The sequence below is a fragment of the Streptomyces himalayensis subsp. himalayensis genome (assembly GCF_013778455.1).
GTDB classification, from domain to species: Bacteria; Actinomycetota; Actinomycetes; order Streptomycetales; family Streptomycetaceae; genus Streptomyces; species Streptomyces himalayensis.
Genome location: NZ_JACEHE010000013.1, coordinates 151,817 through 167,638 on the forward strand (window position 1 = coordinate 151,817; position 15,822 = coordinate 167,638).

The window sequence follows — 15,822 nt, forward strand, 5'->3', positions numbered from 1 at the left end:
GAAGGGAATTTTCTTCCTGGCGCGCCGTGCCGGCCCGCGTCAGTCGTCGGAGACCGGCGCGAAGTCGCCCCGTACCTCGAAGCGTTCGCCGCCCGCCTCGGCCGTCGCCGCATACCAGTCGTCACCGGCGTCCCGGTCGCCGCGCTCGTGGTTGTACTGCCCTGCGAACACGTACTCGCCCACCGGCACGGTTGCCCCGTCCTTGAGCGTCCAGCGGTAGACGAGGAAGCCGTCCCTCTCCTCCACCGTGTAGACGAAGTCCTGTTCGGGCAGGGACCGCCAGCCGCCGGTCGAGGAGACGCCAGCGGTCTTCGCGACCCGCAGCTCGACGGTCAGCGACGTCAGCACCTTGCTCGTCTTGACCGTCACATCGCTCTGCGCCCAGTACTCGCCGCTGCCCGGGTCGATCGACCCGTCCGACCACAGGGGCCCGTCCTCGGTGCGTGCCGGGGGCGGCGCCTGCGGGGTGCGCGACGGCTCGTGCTGCCCCTGCGTGGGCGACGGTTTGGGGCTCGCCTTCGCGGAGCGCGAGGGGGACGGCTTGGGCGTCTCGGGCGACGGCGATGCCTGGCTCGTCGTCACAGACGGGGACGGCTCCGGGGTCGGTGACACCGCCACCCTCTGTTCGGAGGTGTCGTCGCGTACGACGGAGGCGACCGCGTAGCCGCCGACGGCCATCACGCCCGCAACGGCCGCCGTGGCGCCGACGATCCGCGCCCAGGCCAGCACCGGACGCGGCGCAAGGCGGTGGGTGCCGGACACGTCCGGGGCGGCCATGCCGCGCTCGACGCGCGCCAGCATCCGTGCCCGGTCGGGCTGGTGAGCGCCGGCCGCCTCGCGCAGCCTGGTGCGCAGTTCGTCGTCCATCAGTCCCTCCCCTCCGCAGGCCGAGTCAGGCTCGGGGCAGTCGCCGCCGCGTGCATCCGCCGGGGCGCGTCCACCGCGCCCAGCGATCGTTCCAGTTCCGACATGGCCTTCGACGTCTGGCTCTTCACCGTACCGACCGAGATGCCGAGGGCGAGAGCGGTGTCCTTCTCGGACAGGTCGAAGGCGTGTCGCAGCACGACGCAGGCCCTCTTGCGGAACGGCAGCCGCCGCAGGGCCTCTTGGACGTCGACGACCGCGGAGACATCCGGGTTCTCGGTCCTCTCGTCACGGTGCGACCAGAACAGGGCGATTCGCCGTCGCTCCCGCACCGCGCTGCGTATCCGTGTGCGGGCGAGGTTCGCGACGACGCCTCGCGCATACGCCACCGGGTGGTCGGCCGCGCGCACGCGGTCCCAGCGATGCCACAGCGCCAACAACGCGTCGGCCGCCAGATCGTCGGCGGCATCGGACTCCCCGGTCAACAGATTGGCCAGCCGCGCAAGTTCGGCGTAGTGGTTCTCGAAGAAGGCATGGAACTCCGCGTCCGGGTCGTCGACACCAGTACCCACGGGTTCCTCCCCTTCCCCCTGCGCCCCGCGCGTGCATGCGGGTATACGCGTCCGGTGGTGTCCGTGATGTGTGCGGTCTGTGTTGCCCCCGTGCTCGCCGAGGCGAGAAGCGAGAGCGTACCAGTGAGTACACAAGGATTCGAACGACCTGCACAGCCTCGTACGATTCGCCGAACCCTTTCCGTAACACGAGGAAAACCTGAAACGGGTTCACGACGGGGACAATCCAGCCAGCATCCGCATGCATGATCCAAGGAGCCCGATTCCATGCCCGAGACCAGCAAGACGAGCCAGGTGACCGGCCGGCCACCGGCAGGCGGCGCGGCCGCCGACCCCCTGGACCGGTTCTTCCACATCACCGCCCGGGGCTCGTCGTTCGCCCGTGAGATACGCGGCGGCTTCGCCACGTTCTTCACCATGGCCTACATCCTCGTGCTCAACCCGATCATCCTGGGCAGCGCGAAGGACAAGTTCGGCCATCAGCTGGACGGGGCCGAACTGGTCACCGCCACCGCACTGGTGGCCGCCGTGATGACCGTGATCATGGGTGTCGGCGGAAACCTTCCGCTCGCGCTGGCCGCGGGTCTCGGGCTGAACGCCGTCGTCGCGTTCCAGATAGCCCCGCTGATGAGCTGGGCCGACGCGATGGGCCTCGTGGTCCTCGAAGGCCTGCTCATCTGCGTCCTGGTCGTCACCGGGCTCCGCGAAGCGGTCATGCACGCCATTCCGCAGCCGCTGAAGCAGGCCATCAGCGTCGGCATCGGCCTGTTCATCGCGTTCATCGGCTTCGTCGACGCCGGGTTCGTCACCCGTATCCCGGACGCCGCGAACACCACCGTGCCGGTTCAGCTGGGCGGCACCGGCGCGCTTGCCGGATGGCCGATCCTCGTCTTCTGTCTCGGTGTGCTGCTGACCATCGGGCTGCTCGCGCGCAAGGTCAAGGGCGCGATCCTCATCAGCATCGTGGTGATGACCGTGCTGGCCGTCGTCATCAACGCGGCCGCGGACGTGAAGACATGGGGCCTGACCACGCCCAAGGTCCCCGACGACGTCGTCGCCGCACCGGACTTCGGGCTGCTCGGCGACTTCAGCCTCTTCGGCTCGTTCGCCGAGACCGGCGCCCTCACCGTGATCCTGCTGCTCTTCACGCTCATCCTGTCGGACTTCTTCGACACCATGGGCACCGTCGTCGGCATCAGCGCCGAGGCCGGGCTGCTCGACGAGGACGGCAAGGTGCCGAACCTCGGCCGCGTCCTTCTCATCGACGGTGCCGCGGCGGTCGCGGGCGGCGCGGCATCGGCGTCCTCCAGCACCTCGTACATCGAGTCCGCCGCGGGCGTAGGCGAGGGCGCCCGCACCGGCTTCGCCAACCTGGTCACCGGTGGCCTGTTCGCGCTGGCCCTGTTCCTGACGCCGCTGCTCACCATCGTCCCGCTGCAGGCGGCCGCCCCGGCGCTCGTCGCGGTCGGCTTCCTGATGATGACGCAGGTCAAGCACATCGACTGGGACCGCTACGACATCGCGATCCCCGCGTTCCTGACCATCGCGGTCATGCCGTTCACGTACTCCATCACCAACGGCATCGGCGCCGGCTTCCTCGCGTACGTCGTCATCAAGGCGGTCCTGGGCAAGGCCCGCGAGGTGCACTGGCTGCTGTGGGGCGCGTCGGCACTGTTCCTCGTGTACTTCGCGATCGATCCGCTGGAGCAGTTGCTGGGCGTGAAGTGACCAGCGTCAGGTGACACAGCGAGGTGACAAAGAGGGCCGCCCCCGGGGGACTGGGGGCGGCCCTCGCCTGTGGGGCCGGACGGCCCTGTGGGAGCGCGGTGGCTCAGTTCTGCTGCAATGCGGCCCGCATCATCGCCTTCGCGATCGGCGCCGCCAGACCGTTGCCGCTGACCTCCGAGCGGGCCGCGTCCGACTGCTCCACGACCACGGCGACCGCGACCTCCTTGCCGCTGCTGTCGTCCTTCGCATACGACGTGAACCAGGCGTACGGCGTCTTGCTGTTGTTCTCGCCGTGCTGCGCCGTACCGGTCTTGCCGCCCACCGTCGCGCCCGCTATCTGCGCGTTGGTGCCCGTGCCCTCCTCGACCACCGTGACCATCGCCGACTGCAACTGCTCGGCCGTGGACGAGCTGACGATCCGCTTCGTGTCCGTGCTGTCGTCGTAGTCCCGCAGCACGTTGCCGTCCGAGTCGCTGATCTGCGACACCATGTGCGGCGACACCAGCTCGCCGCCGTTGGCGATCGCCGCCGACACCATCGCCATCTGCAGCGGCGTCGCGGTGACGTCGAACTGCCCGATACCGGACAGGCCCGTCTGCGCCTTGTCCATGTCCGACGGATAGACGCTCTCGTACGCCCGTACCGGCACATCCAGCTCGGCGTCGTTGAAGCCGAACTTCTGCGCCATCGCCTTCACCTTGTCCTGGCCGAGGTCGACGGCCATCTTCGCGAAGACGTTGTTGCACGAGTACTGCAGGGCGGTGCGGATCGTGGCGTTCTCGCAGGGTGCTGCGTCGTTCTCGTTGCTGAGCACCGAGGTGGTGCCGGGCAGTGTGTAAGGGTCCGGGCTGTCCGTCCTGGTGTCCACCGAGGAGTACAGACCGTTCTCCAGCGCCGCCGCCGCGACGACCAGCTTGAACGTCGAGCCGGGCGGCAGCGGCTGGCGCAGCGCACGGTTCGTCATCGGCTTGTCGCTGTCCTGGGTCAGCGCCTTCCACGCCGCGGAGTCCGTGGTGCCGCTGATCTCCGACGGATCGTACGAGGGCGTCGAGACCAGGCCGAGGATCTTGCCCGTGGACGGATCGATGGCGACGGCCGCGCCCTTCTTGCCGCCGAGCGCGTCGTACGCCGCCTTCTGCACGTCCGGGTCGATGGTGGTCACCACGTCGCCGGGATCGGCGCGCTTGCCCGTGACCGTGTCGACGGGGTTCTTCAGCCGGGTGTCCGTGCCGTCGAGCAGATCCTCGTAGATCCCCTCGAGCTGCGTCGCCCCGTACACCTGCGAGCTGTAGCCCGTCACCGCCGCGTACAGCGTGCCGTCCTTGTACGTGCGCTTGTAGGCGAGGTCGCTGCCCGTCGTGCGCTCGGAGCCGGTGATCGCCTCACCGGCCACGATGATGTCGCCCAGCGGGTACGCGTACTGCTCGATCGCGTTCCGCCGGTTGTTCTTGTTGTCCGCGAGGGCCTGGCCTTCGTAGAACTGCACCCAGGTCGCCCTGACCAGCAGGGCGAGCACGAGGAGCAGGCTGAAGACCGAGGCGCGCCTGATCGTTTTGTTCATGCCGTCCAGAAGGACGAGCGGGGTGGAGGCGATCGTTCCCCGTGAGTCCCGTTACGACCGGTTTCTCACGGACTTCTCATACTCTGCGTGGGCCGGTTCGTTCCGGGGAGACGGGCGGGTCAGAGCCTCCGCGTCGCCAGGGTCAGGCGGTCGCGCGCGTCGAACAGGGCGTCCTTGACCATCTGCTCGTGGGCCGGGGTCAGACGGGCGACCGGTACGGAGCAGCTGATCGCGTCGCGCGCCGGTGTGCGGTAGGGGATCGCGACGCCGAAGCAGCGCAGGCCGAGCGTGTTCTCCTCGCGGTCCACCGCGAAGCCCTGCTCGCGGACCTGGTGCAGCTCCTCGATCAGTTTCTCGCGGTCGGTGATCGTGTGCTCGGTGAGCGCGGGCAGCGTCTCCGGCAGCAGCTTGCGGACCTGCTCGTCGGTGTGCGTGGCCAGCAGCGCCTTGCCGAGGGACGTCGAGTGGGCGGGCAGCCGGCGGCCGACGCGTGTGAAGGGGCGCAGATAGTGCTGCGACTGGCGCGTGGCGAGGTAGACGACGTTCGTGCCGTCGAGGCGCGCCAGGTGGATCGTCTCCGTCGTGTCGTCGGAGAGCCGGTCCAGCGTCGTCCGGGCGGCCGTCACGACCTCGTCGCCGTCGATGTACGACGTGCCGACGAGGAGGGCGCGGACGCCGATGCCGTACCGCGTGCCCGTCGCGTCCGTCTCGACCCAGCCCAGCTCGACCAGCGTGCGCAGCAGCATGTAGAGGCTGGACTTGGGGTACCCGACGGCCTCCTGGACCACGGCGAGCGAGTGCATTCCGGGGCGGCCGGCGAAGTACTCCAGCAATTCCACCGTGCGCACCGCGGACTTGACCTGCGACCCGCCGCCCGTCTCGCCTGCCGACATCCGCTTGACCCCTTCGTTCGCCGGAAATAGTCTCCGAAGACACGTTCATCATCAGAGACAGTGTTCAGCATATCGAACAGCCCTGGTGAGTGGCACAAGAACTGCGGCATTACATCAGGAGGGACCCGCGGTGGCAGCAGCACCAGTCTGGAGTGTCGACCCCCGAACCGGGAAGCAGCGCGAGCAGGTTGCGGTGGAGGCCACAGCCCAGGAGGTGGACCAGGCCGTCCGCGCCGCGCACACCGCCCGGGGAGCCTTGGCCGACCGCACCGTGCGTGCCGCCTTCCTGCGGACCGCGGCGGACCTCCTCGAAGGCGCCAAGGACCAGCTCGTCGAGGCCGCCGACGCCGAGACCGCGCTCGGCCCGGTCCGGCTCACCGGCGAGCTCGCCCGCACCTGTTACCAGCTGCGGGCCTTCGCCGGCATCGTCGACGAGGGCGCCTACCTGGGCATCGTCATCGACCACCCCGACGACACCGCGACCCCGCCGGTCCCGGACCTGCGCCGCTACAAGGTGCCGCTGGGCGTCGTGGCCGTCTACTCGGCGTCGAACTTCCCCTTCGCCTTCTCCGTGCCCGGCGGCGACACCGCGAGCGCGCTCGCCGCGGGCTGCCCGGTCGTCGTCAAGGCGCACCCCGACCACCCGGGGCTGTCCGAGCTGGTCGCCGCGGTGCTGCGCCGGGCCGCCGCCCAGCACGGCATCCCCGAGGGCGTCCTCGGCCTGGTCCACGGCTTCGAGGCGGGCGTCGAGCTCGTCAAGCACCCGCTGGTCGCGGCCGCCGGTTTCACCGGTTCCGTACGCGGCGGCCGGGCGCTGTTCGACGCGGCGGCGGCCCGCCCCGTGCCGATCCCGTTCCACGGCGAGCTGGGCTCGCTCAACCCGGTCGTGATCACCGAGGCGGCGGCCGCCGAGCGCGCCGAGCAGATCGGCACCGGCCTCGCCGGATCGATGACGCTGGGCGTCGGCCAGTTCTGCGTCAAGCCGGGGCTGGTGCTCGCGCCGACCGGCACCGAGGGCGACCGCCTGGTGAAGTCGCTGACGGAGGCCGTCAGCAACACCGACGCGGGTGTGCTGCTCGACCACCGCATGCGGGACAACTTCGTCGCGGGCGTCCGCGAGCGCGCCGAACTCCCCGACGTCGAGGCCCCGGTCACGCCCGGCGCCGGCGGCGAGCACACCGTCGCACCCGGCTTCCTCACCGTGCCGGCCGCCAAGCTGGCCGCCGAGGGCGAGTACGACCTCCTCCTGGAGGAGTGCTTCGGCCCGGTCACCGTGGTCGCCCGTTACGAGGACGAGACGGAGGTCACCGGCGTACTGTCCCGGCTGCCCGGCAACCTCACGGCGACCGTCCACCTGTCGTCGGAGGAGGCCGCGGGCCAGGGCAACGGCGCGGAGATCCTCGCCGAGCTCACCCCGCTCGCCGGGCGCGTACTGGTCAACGGCTGGCCGACGGGTGTCGCGGTCGCCCCCGCCCAGCACCACGGCGGCCCCTACCCGGCGACGACGTCCACCTCCACCTCGGTGGGCGGCACCGCCATCGAGCGCTGGCTGCGCCCGGTCACGTACCAGACCACGCCCGAGGCGCTGCTCCCGCCGGAGCTGCGCGACGACAACCCGCTGGGGCTGCCGCGCCGGTTCAACGGCCGCATGGAGATCTGAGCCGCGTACTCCGACGCACGGCCGCGGGCACACCCGACGAGTGCCCGCGGCTCGCGCCGACCTGTGCCCGATCCGTGGGCGGAACACCCCGCCCGGCTGGAAGACTGTGGCGATGGATTTCGAACTTCCCGAACTCCCGTTCCCGCTGCGCACTTATGGCCCCGACGGCCACTGGTCGTACGAGGACGGCGCGCTCACCGGCTGGGCGGGCGCCCGCCAGGACCGCTTCGTGCCTCCCACAGGCGAGTCTTTGGACCCCGCATCCGACGCGCCCCGGTTGCTGGGCGCGCCGGAGGGGGACTTCCAGCTGATCGCCCATGTCACGGTCGGCTTCGCGGCGGCTTTCGACGCGGGCGTGCTGTACGTGCACGTCGGCGAGCGGGAGTGGGCGAAGCTCTGTCTGGAGCGTTCGCCCGATCTGCCCACCGTGTGCACCGTGGTGACCCGGGGCCATTCCGACGACGCCAACTCCTTCGTGGTGGACGGCAGCAGCGTCTGGCTGCGGGTCAGCCGCACGGGCAGAGCGTTCGCCTTCCACGCGTCGAGAGACGGCAAGGAGTGGACCTTCATCCGCCTCTTCACACTCGGCGACACCGACGCATCGGCCGCGGCCCTCGTCGGCTTCATGGCGCAGTCGCCGGTGGGGGAGGGGTGCGTGGTGGTCTTCGACAACATCGAGTTCCGGCCCAACTGGCCGCAGGGGCTGCGGGACGGCACCTGAACCGTGCGGGGCACACCGCGATCACCTGCGGCTCAGCTCACGCCGAGCGCGTACCGGCCCCAGTTCAGCCGCATCGGAACCGCCGCGGCTACGGGCACGTCCTGCGCTGCATGATCAATGCGCACGGGACCACCGGACCCCTGACGATCAGGGCGGCCCTGCCCGCCGAAGCGGCGGCCGTCGCCGAGCTGCACCGACGCGCCCGTTCCACGTACTACCCGAACGGCCTCCCGGACGACGGCGTCGACTGGCACGCCGTCTGGCGCGGGGCCATCGACCGCCCCGACGGTCATGTGCTGTGCGCGGTGCGCGACGCCCGTCTGGCGGCCATCGCCTCTTTCCGCAGTCCCGAGGGCGCCCCAGCCGACACGGTCAAGCTCTTCCAGTTCCACGTCGACCCAGGCCAATGGCGCTGCCGCGTCGGTACGGCCTTGCACGCAGCGTGCGTCGAGCAGTGGCAGGCCGACGGACGGCGGACGGCCGTGCTCGATGTGCACGTCGACAACCACCGGGCCCAGGCCTTCTACGCCCGCCAGGGCTGGTTCCCGGACCCGGAGAACCCGCCTGCCGACGGGGACCACCACCTGGATCTGCGCTACAGTGTCGCCGGGGAATGACGCCGACCGCTTGAACGTTCACCCATCTGCCGGAGGGAGTCTCCGTACCCGTACGACCTGGAGAGAGCCGAGAGCATGCGCGTCGAAATCTGGAGCGATATCGCCTGTCCCTGGTGCTATGTCGGAAAGGCCCGCTTCGAGAAGGCGCTCGGGGCCTTCGAACACCGCGACGAGGTCGAGGTGGTGCACCGCTCCTTCGAGCTCGACCCGCACCGCGCCAAGGGCGACACCGAGCCCGTCCTCGGGATGCTGACCAAGAAGTACGGGATGAGCGAGGCGCAGGCGCAGGCCGGTGAGAAGAACCTCGGCGCGCAGGCCGCGGCCGAGGGCCTCGAGTACCGCACCGAGGGCCGCGACCACGGCAGCACCTTCGACATGCACCGGCTGCTGCACCTCGCCAAGGAGCAGGGCAGGCAGGACCAGCTGGTCGACCTGCTGTACCGGGCGAACTTCGCCGAGGAGCGGTCCGTCTTCGACGACGACGAGCGCCTCGTGGAGCTCGCGGCCGCCGCCGGCCTGGACGCGGACGAGGCGCGCACCGTGCTCGCCGACCCGGCCCGGTACGCCGACGAGGTGCGTGCGGACGAGCGCGAGGCAGCCGAACTGGGCGCGGGCGGCGTCCCCTTCTTCGTCCTCGACCGCAAGTACGGCGTCTCCGGCGCCCAGCCCGCCGAGGTCTTCGCCCAGGCGCTCGAGCAGGCCTGGAGCAGCCGCGCGCCGCTGACCACGATCGCCGCCGCCACGGACGGGGACGGCGAGGCGTGCGGGCCCGACGGGTGCGCCGTGCCGCAGCGATAACGCGCCGCAGCGGGCCGGCTGGCCCGCACCCGGTCGCTGGGCGGTCTGCGGGCCTGGGCGGGCGGCTTCATCGAGGGTGTGCGTACTCCGTGCGGCGGGCGGCGGCCGATGCGGTGGACCACCGTGTGGCGGATGACCCGCCTGGGTCGCCCACCGGTGATCTAGGCCGGTGATCGGGGCCGGTCATCCGGGTCGGCCATCCGGTCGGTCATCCGGGTCATCCGGGTCGGTCATGCGAGCCGTTCAGCCATGCCGGTCCAGCGCAGATCAGCGGGCAAACATAAGGAATCCTTAGTGGTTCCCCTAAGAGAAACCCGATGGACCACGGGCTGGAGGGGCGGCACAGTGGCCCCATGGAGACTCTCGCAGGCAGCCTTGCCGCCACCGAGTTCGCGCCCCGTACGACATATTTGAACACCGCGAGCACCGGGCTCCTCCCGGCTCGCACCGTCGCCGCCATGCGGCAGGCCGTGGAGTCCGTCGCGGAGGGACGGCCGGCCGACATGTTCGCGGACGTGGAGGCCGCGCGCGCCTCCTTCGCCCGGCTCGCCGGAGTCCCGGTGGGCCGGGTAGCGGCCGGGGCGTCCGTCGCCGTTTACAGCGGGCTCATCGCCGCCTCGCTGCCCGAGGGCGCCGAAGTCCTCACCGCCGAGGCCGACTTCAGCTCCGTCGTCAACCCGTTCCACGTACGACGGGACCTGAAGGTGCGCACGGCCCCTCTTGAAGGTCTCGCCGATGCGGTACGGCCCGGCACGGCGCTTGTCGCCGTCAGCGCCGCACAGTCGGCCGACGGCCGGATCGCCGACCTGCCCGCTATCCGGGCGGCCGCGCGAGCGCACGGTGCGCGCACGTACGTAGACGTGTCCCAGGCCGCCGGCTGGCTGCCCCTCGACGCGGACGCCGACGACTTCACCTCCGCCGTCACCTACAAGTGGCTCGTCTGCCCGCGCGGCGTCGCCTTCCTCGTCGTTCCGGAGGACTTCGGCGGCCTGACCCCGGTCTTCGCGTCCTGGGTCGCGGGCGAGCACCCCTGGGACAGCTGCTACGGGCCCGTCGAGGAACTCGCCCACTCCGGGCGCCGGTTCGACGAGAGCCCGAGCCTCTTCTCGTACGCCGGTGCACGGCACTCGCTCGCTCTGGTCGAGGAGATCGGGGTGGAGGCGGTGCGGGCCCACGATCTCGCGCTCGCCGACCGATTCCGCGCCGGTCTCGCCTCGCTGGGCCACGAGCCGGTGCCCGCGCCCGGGTCGCCCATCGTCTCCGTCCCCGGACTCGGCCGGCTGCAGCCCGAGCTGAGCCGCGCGGGCATCGAGGTCTCCGACCGGGCCGGAAATCTGCGGGCGGCCTTCCACCTCTACAACTCGGCCGCGGACGTCGACCGGTTGCTGGACGCCCTGTCCGGCTGACCCGCTCGGAGGTGTACAGCACGACGGGCTCGGCACCCGAAGGGGTGCCGAGCCCGTCAGTCCTGCGCTGTCACTTCACTGGTGTGAAATCCCTCGCGCCGATGAACTCCGGTCGCCGCACGGGCGCCGCGAACGGCTCCACCGCCGCGTTCTCCACGCTGTTGAAGACGATGAAGACGTTGCTGCGCGGATACGGGGTGATGTTGTCGCCCGAGCCGTGCATGCAGTTGCAGTCGAACCAGGTCGCCGAGCCCGCCGGGCCGGTGAACAGCCGGATGCCGTGCCGGTCCGCGAACTTCGTCAGCGCCTCGTCCGACGGGGTGCCCGCGTCCTGCATCTGCAGCGACTTCTTGTAGTTGTCCTTCGGCGTGGCGCCCGCGCAGCCCAGGAACGTCCGGTGCGAGCCGGGCATGATCATCAGACCGCCGTTGGTGTCGAAGTTCTCGGTCAGGGCGATCGAGACCGACACGGTCCGCATGTTCGGCAGCCCGTCCTCGGCGTGCCAGGTCTCGAAGTCCGAGTGCCAGTAGAACCCGGACGCGCCGAAGCCCGGCTTGACGTTGATCCGCGACTGGTGGACGTACACGTCCGAGCCCAGGATCTGCCGGGCGCGGCCCACCACCCGCTCGTCGCGCACCAGGCCGGCGAAGATCTCGCTGATCCGGTGTACCTCGAAGACCGAACGGATCTCCTGCGACGTCGGCTCCACGATCGACCGGTCGTCGGCACGGATCGCCGGGTCGGTGATCAGCCGCTCCAACTCGGCGCGGTAGATCGCGACCTCGTCGGGCCCGATCAGCTGCTCGACGGCCAGGAATCCGTCGCGCTCGTACGACTCGAGGCCGGCCGGGGCGATCGGTCCCGGATCGCCCGGCGCCGACCAGACGACCGGGTCCTGCCGGGGGACCGCCACCTCCGAGGCGCCACGGGTCGGGTACAGGTCGGTGATGGTGGTCATGGGTTGTCAGACCTCCTCTGTCAGCAGCGGGTAGACGCCGTTCTCGTCGTGGTCCTCCTGTCCGGTCACGGGCGGGTTGAAGACGCAGACGCATCGGAAGTCTGTCTTCGGGCGCATGGTGTGCCGCTCGTGGCCGTCCAGCAGGTACATCGTCCCGGGCGTGATCCAGTGCTTCTCGCCGGTCTCGTCATTGGTCAGCTCGGCCTCGCCCTCCACGCAGAGGACCGCCTCGATGTGGTTCGCATACCACATGGACGTCTCCGTACCCGCGTACAGGATCGTCTCGTGGAGGGAGAAGCCCACCTTCTCCTTGGCGAGCACGATGCGCTTGCTCTCCCATGTGCCGGACTTGGCCTTCACATGGCGGTCTGTGCCTTCGATGTCCTTGAACGAACGGACGATCACGGTGAGTTGGTGCCTTTCTTGTTGTTCCTGCTTCCCCACTGCTGTGAGGGCGTGGGGATACCCCCGGTCAGGCCGCGGTTTCCCGTACTGCTCGGGTGAGGGTCCGCAGGCCCTCCTCCAGCTCGTCGGGCGTGATGGTGAGCGCCGGAAGGAGCTTGACGACCTCGCTCTCCGGGCCCGACGTCTCGATGAGCAGGCCGAGTTCGAAGGCCCGCTTCGCCACGGCGCCGGCTCGCGCCTTGTCGTGGAACTCGACGCCCCACACCAGACCGCGGCCCCGGTACTCCTTGACCTCGTCGCGGTGCTCGTCGGTGAGCGCGACCAGGGCCTGCTCGATCTGCTGGCCGCGGGCGAGGGTCTGCTTCTCCATGGCGGGCCCGTCGGACCAGTACGTCTCCAGGGCCGCTGCCGCCGTGACGAACGCCGGGTTGTTGCCGCGGAAGGTGCCGTTGTGCTCGCCGGGCTCCCAGACGTCCAGCTCGGGCCTGAACAGGCAGAGCGACATGGGCAGTCCGTAGCCGCTGATGGACTTGGACACGGTCACGATGTCGGGCGTGATGCCCGCCTCCTCGAAGGAGAAGAACGCGCCGGTGCGGCCGCAGCCCATCTGGATGTCGTCGACGATCAGCAGCATGTCCTGGCGCTCGCACAGGTCGGCGAGGGCGCGCAGCCACTCGGGGCGCGCGACGTTGATGCCGCCCTCGCCCTGCACCGTCTCGACGATCACGGCGGCGGGCTGGTTGAGGCCCGAGCCCTGGTCTTCGAGCAGCCGCTCGAACCACAGGAAGTCCGGGACCGTGCCGTCGAAGTAGTTGTCGAACGGCATCGGCGTGCCGTGCACGAGCGGGATTCCGGCGCCGGCCCGCTTGAAGGCGTTGCCGGTGACGGCGAGCGAGCCGAGCGACATGCCGTGGAAGGCGTTCGTGAACGACACGATCGCCTCCCGGCCCTTCACCTTCCGGGCCAGCTTCAGCGCGGACTCGACGGCGTTGGTGCCCGTCGGTCCCGGGAACATGACCTTGTACGGCAGGTCGCGCGGGCGCAGCACCAGGTTCTGGAACGACTCGAGGAAGGCGCGTTTCGCCGTCGTCGACATGTCGAGCCCGTGCGTGACGCCGTCCCGCTCCAGGTAGTCGATCAAGGCGCGTTTCAGTACGGGGTTGTTGTGGCCGTAGTTGAGCGAGCCGGCGCCGGCGAAGAAGTCGAGGTACTCGTGGCCGTCCTCGTCGTACATACGGCTGCCCTGCGCACGGTCGAAGACGGTGGGCCAGCCGCGGCAGTAGCTGCGCACCTCCGACTCCAGGGTCTCGAAGACGCTCAGGTCAGGCTGGGTGATGGTCACAGCGAATCTCCTGGGAGATGGGGTGGGGGGAGTGTGATCGGTGTGTGCGGGGGAGTTGCGTGCGTTCAGTCGCCGAGTGGGCCGATCCGGTAGAGCACCTCCGGGTCGTGCCCGCCGTCGGGGAAGAGGGCCGCATCGAACAGCACCTCCCGCGTCACGCCGGCCCCGTGCCGCTCGGCGTACGAGGTGAACAGCCGCTCGGAGGCCGTGTTGCCGGGCGTGATGGTGGTCTCGAGGGCGGTGACCCCGCGCTCGGCGGCCACTCGGGAGGTGAGCCCCTCCAGAAGCGCGGCTGCGAGGCCCCGGCCGCGGTGCGTCTCGTCCACCGCCACCTGCCAGACCACAAGGGTCCCCGGGCGCTCGGGCCGGACGTAGCCGGTGATGAAGCCGACCGGCTCGCCGTCGGCCCCGCGCGCCACGAGTGAGGTGCCGGCGAAGTCACGGCACCACAGCAGATAGCTGTACGAGGAGTTGAGATCGAGGGTCTTCGAGTCTCTGGCGATACGCCAGATCGCGGCGCCGTCCGCCACCTCCGGACACTCGAGGCGGGGTACCGGTGGCAATTCCGCAAAGTCCTGTCGGGCACGTGCAAGGTCTGCTTGTGCAGCGGTCATGCGGAGTGAATTTACCGAGCAATTCTGTAAATTGCATCGCCGGACGGGGTTACGTCAGAAGCGCTTCTGTGTTATCGCGCGGGCGCGGGTGATCGCGCGAGACCGCTGCGAGAAGTCCTGGTTTGCCCGGGAAATAGGGGAGGAAGCGGACGTGATGTGGAGTGCGTCACACGGGTGTAACTCTGGCGAGATGTGACCGAATTACGCCGGTTGGTGTTCGCGAAATCTTTGCGTTTAAGATCGAAAGAAGCGGGAAGAAGAATACGGGAAGCTGCGCAGATTAATCGGGTAATTATGTGCGGTGGATTCATGCGGGCTTCGCCGGTCGTAATTCTCGAAAACGGCCCGCGAAATCGGTCCGGAGATATCGGGGCGAACCCGCCGCCGGGGCGCTGTCGGTTGGCAGCCGAGCGCGGTGGTGCGGCGCCACCACCGCGTCGGAACGCCGTCTAGCCCCAGGTCTCCGTGACCGCCCGCCGCGCCGCCTCCAGGTTCACCGTCAGGCCGGAATCGGCCAGTGCGCCACCCAGGGCGGCCAGCGCGGAGTGGACCACGCCGCGCGTCGCGTCCGGGCCGTAGTGGTTGACGCGGATCATCTCCTTGGACAGCGCCCCGCCGCCCGCGACCAGCGGCAGCACCGGGTCCGCGGCCAGGGCGCGCGCCACCACCTCCGAGGCGTCCACGCCCGCAGGCGTACGCAGCGTCGTCGCCACCGGAGCCGCGTCCCGGGCCTCGTACACATACGGCTCAAGCCCGCCGCCCAGCGCCAGCGCACCCGCGCGCGTGGCCACCGCGGCCGTCGCATGGCGCGTCATGAGTGCGTCCAGACCCTCCGCCTCGATGCGCTCCAGGCACGCCTCCAGCGCCAGCATCTCCAGCTGCGCCGGGGCATGCAGCAGCACCTTGCGGCCGGCGTCGATCCAGCGCTCCTTCCAGTCGAGGAGCGAGAGGTACGAGCGGCGGGGCGCCTGAGCGTTGGCGGCCATGCGCTGCCAGGCCCGCTCGCTCACCGACACCGCCGACACGCCCGCGGGGCCGCCCATCGCCTTCTGCGCGCCGATCACGCACAGATCCACGCCCCACGCGTCCGGCAGCAGCGGCTCGGCGCCCACCGACGCGACCGCGTCCAGCATGAACAGCGCGCCGTGCGCCCGTACGACCTCGCCGATCTCCGCGACCGGATTGGTGTTGCCGGTGGCCGCCTCCGCGTGCACCAGCGACACGAAGTCGATCTCGGGGTGCTCCGTCAGCGCCTGCTCGATCTGCGCTGCCGTCACGGCCGTGTGGAAGGGCACGGCGAGATCGATCACGGTGGCACCGCAGTCCCGCAGCCAGTTCCCGAAGGTCTGCCCGTACGGGCCGGTGATCACATTGAGCGCCGTGGTCCCGGGCCGGGCGGCGCCACGGATGCAGCCCTCCAGCGGAAGCAGGGCCTCGCCCTGCGTGATCACCACATCCTGCTCGGTGGACAGCAGCCGTGCCACGCGCTGCTCGATCGCGGCGAAGTGCGCGGCGCTCAGCGGGGCCAGGTCGAGGAGGGGGTGGGTCACGGCGGTGCTCTCTTCCGGTCTTCCGGGGTGGGGTGAACGGGGCGCCCGGCGACGTTCGTACGGGTTCGTACGGGGTTGTCTCCGGGCGATCGTGCGGGGCTGTCCGAGCGTAACCGGCCACCTCCACGGCCCC

The 15,822-nt window shown here is 70.1% G+C and carries 15 protein-coding genes and 1 pseudogene; 7 read left to right on the forward strand and 9 right to left on the reverse strand.

Annotated features, from left to right (window positions below; genetic code table 11):
- Positions 1-39: 39 nt before the first annotated feature.
- Both H1D24_RS21845 and H1D24_RS21850 read right to left on the reverse strand, forming a co-directional pair.
- Positions 40-867 carry a hypothetical protein gene (locus tag H1D24_RS21845; protein WP_181659319.1) on the reverse strand — a complete coding sequence of 276 codons (828 nt, stop codon included), beginning with the start codon at positions 865-867 and terminating at the stop codon, positions 40-42.
- Positions 867-1,436, reverse strand: a complete 570-nt coding sequence (locus H1D24_RS21850) for a SigE family RNA polymerase sigma factor (RefSeq protein ID WP_181659320.1) — start codon at positions 1,434-1,436, stop codon at positions 867-869. The genes H1D24_RS21845 and H1D24_RS21850 overlap by 1 nt, the downstream gene beginning before the upstream one ends.
- Positions 1,437-1,703: 267 nt before the next feature.
- On the opposite strand from H1D24_RS21850, the gene H1D24_RS21855 reads away from it, so the two are divergent.
- Positions 1,704-3,164 carry an NCS2 family permease gene (locus tag H1D24_RS21855; protein ID WP_181659321.1) on the forward strand — a complete coding sequence of 487 codons (1,461 nt, stop codon included), beginning with the start codon at positions 1,704-1,706 and terminating at the stop codon, positions 3,162-3,164.
- Positions 3,165-3,267: 103 nt separating this feature from the next.
- Here the strand turns inward: H1D24_RS21855 and H1D24_RS21860 are convergent, their stop codons facing one another.
- Both H1D24_RS21860 and H1D24_RS21865 read right to left on the reverse strand, forming a co-directional pair.
- Complete coding sequence (locus H1D24_RS21860) at positions 3,268-4,725, reverse strand: peptidoglycan D,D-transpeptidase FtsI family protein (RefSeq protein WP_181659322.1); 1,458 nt, start codon at positions 4,723-4,725, stop codon at positions 3,268-3,270.
- A 119-nt stretch (positions 4,726-4,844) separates the two neighbouring features.
- On the reverse strand, positions 4,845-5,618 hold the full coding sequence (locus H1D24_RS21865) for an IclR family transcriptional regulator (RefSeq protein WP_181659323.1): 774 nt from the start codon (positions 5,616-5,618) through the stop codon (positions 4,845-4,847).
- A 130-nt stretch (positions 5,619-5,748) separates the two neighbouring features.
- On the opposite strand from H1D24_RS21865, the gene H1D24_RS21870 reads away from it, so the two are divergent.
- The 6 genes and pseudogenes from H1D24_RS21870 to H1D24_RS21890 all read left to right on the forward strand — a co-directional run bounded on the left by H1D24_RS21870 (position 5,749) and on the right by H1D24_RS21890 (position 10,820).
- A complete protein-coding gene (locus H1D24_RS21870) occupies positions 5,749-7,278 on the forward strand; it encodes an aldehyde dehydrogenase (NADP(+)) (protein WP_181659324.1) in 1,530 nt (509 codons plus the stop codon).
- 112 nt (positions 7,279-7,390) lie between these two features.
- Positions 7,391-7,999, forward strand: a complete 609-nt coding sequence (locus tag H1D24_RS21875) for a DUF1349 domain-containing protein (protein ID WP_181659325.1) — start codon at positions 7,391-7,393, stop codon at positions 7,997-7,999.
- Positions 8,000-8,109: 110 nt separating this feature from the next.
- Positions 8,110-8,616 (forward strand): GNAT family N-acetyltransferase, encoded by a 507-nt coding sequence (locus tag H1D24_RS21880; protein ID WP_181659326.1) that lies wholly within the window; start codon positions 8,110-8,112, stop codon positions 8,614-8,616.
- 75 nt (positions 8,617-8,691) lie between these two features.
- The gene (locus tag H1D24_RS21885) at positions 8,692-9,414 is read left to right on the forward strand and encodes a DsbA family oxidoreductase (RefSeq protein WP_181659327.1); all 723 of its coding nucleotides are present in this window, start codon (positions 8,692-8,694) and stop codon (positions 9,412-9,414) included.
- Between the two features lie 18 nt (positions 9,415-9,432).
- Positions 9,433-9,579, forward strand: a pseudogene (locus H1D24_RS42540) (glycosyltransferase family 2 protein); the annotation flags it as partial.
- Between the two features lie 188 nt (positions 9,580-9,767).
- The gene (locus H1D24_RS21890; RefSeq protein ID WP_258564228.1) at positions 9,768-10,820 is read left to right on the forward strand and encodes an aminotransferase class V-fold PLP-dependent enzyme; all 1,053 of its coding nucleotides are present in this window, start codon (positions 9,768-9,770) and stop codon (positions 10,818-10,820) included.
- A gap of 70 nt (positions 10,821-10,890) precedes the next feature.
- On the opposite strand, the gene thpD is transcribed toward H1D24_RS21890, so the two are convergent.
- The 5 genes from thpD to H1D24_RS21915 all read right to left on the reverse strand — a co-directional run bounded on the left by thpD (position 10,891) and on the right by H1D24_RS21915 (position 15,689).
- Positions 10,891-11,778 carry an ectoine hydroxylase gene (gene thpD, locus H1D24_RS21895; RefSeq protein ID WP_181659329.1) on the reverse strand — a complete coding sequence of 296 codons (888 nt, stop codon included), beginning with the start codon at positions 11,776-11,778 and terminating at the stop codon, positions 10,891-10,893.
- A 6-nt stretch (positions 11,779-11,784) separates the two neighbouring features.
- Positions 11,785-12,183, reverse strand: a complete 399-nt coding sequence (locus tag H1D24_RS21900) for an ectoine synthase (RefSeq protein WP_181659330.1) — start codon at positions 12,181-12,183, stop codon at positions 11,785-11,787.
- 67 nt (positions 12,184-12,250) lie between these two features.
- Positions 12,251-13,525, reverse strand: a complete 1,275-nt coding sequence (gene ectB / locus H1D24_RS21905) for a diaminobutyrate--2-oxoglutarate transaminase (protein WP_181659331.1) — start codon at positions 13,523-13,525, stop codon at positions 12,251-12,253.
- Between the two features lie 65 nt (positions 13,526-13,590).
- Complete coding sequence (gene ectA, locus H1D24_RS21910) at positions 13,591-14,139, reverse strand: diaminobutyrate acetyltransferase (protein ID WP_181659332.1); 549 nt, start codon at positions 14,137-14,139, stop codon at positions 13,591-13,593.
- Between the two features lie 449 nt (positions 14,140-14,588).
- Complete coding sequence (locus tag H1D24_RS21915) at positions 14,589-15,689, reverse strand: pyridoxal-phosphate-dependent aminotransferase family protein (protein WP_181659333.1); 1,101 nt, start codon at positions 15,687-15,689, stop codon at positions 14,589-14,591.
- Positions 15,690-15,822 lie beyond the last annotated feature (133 nt).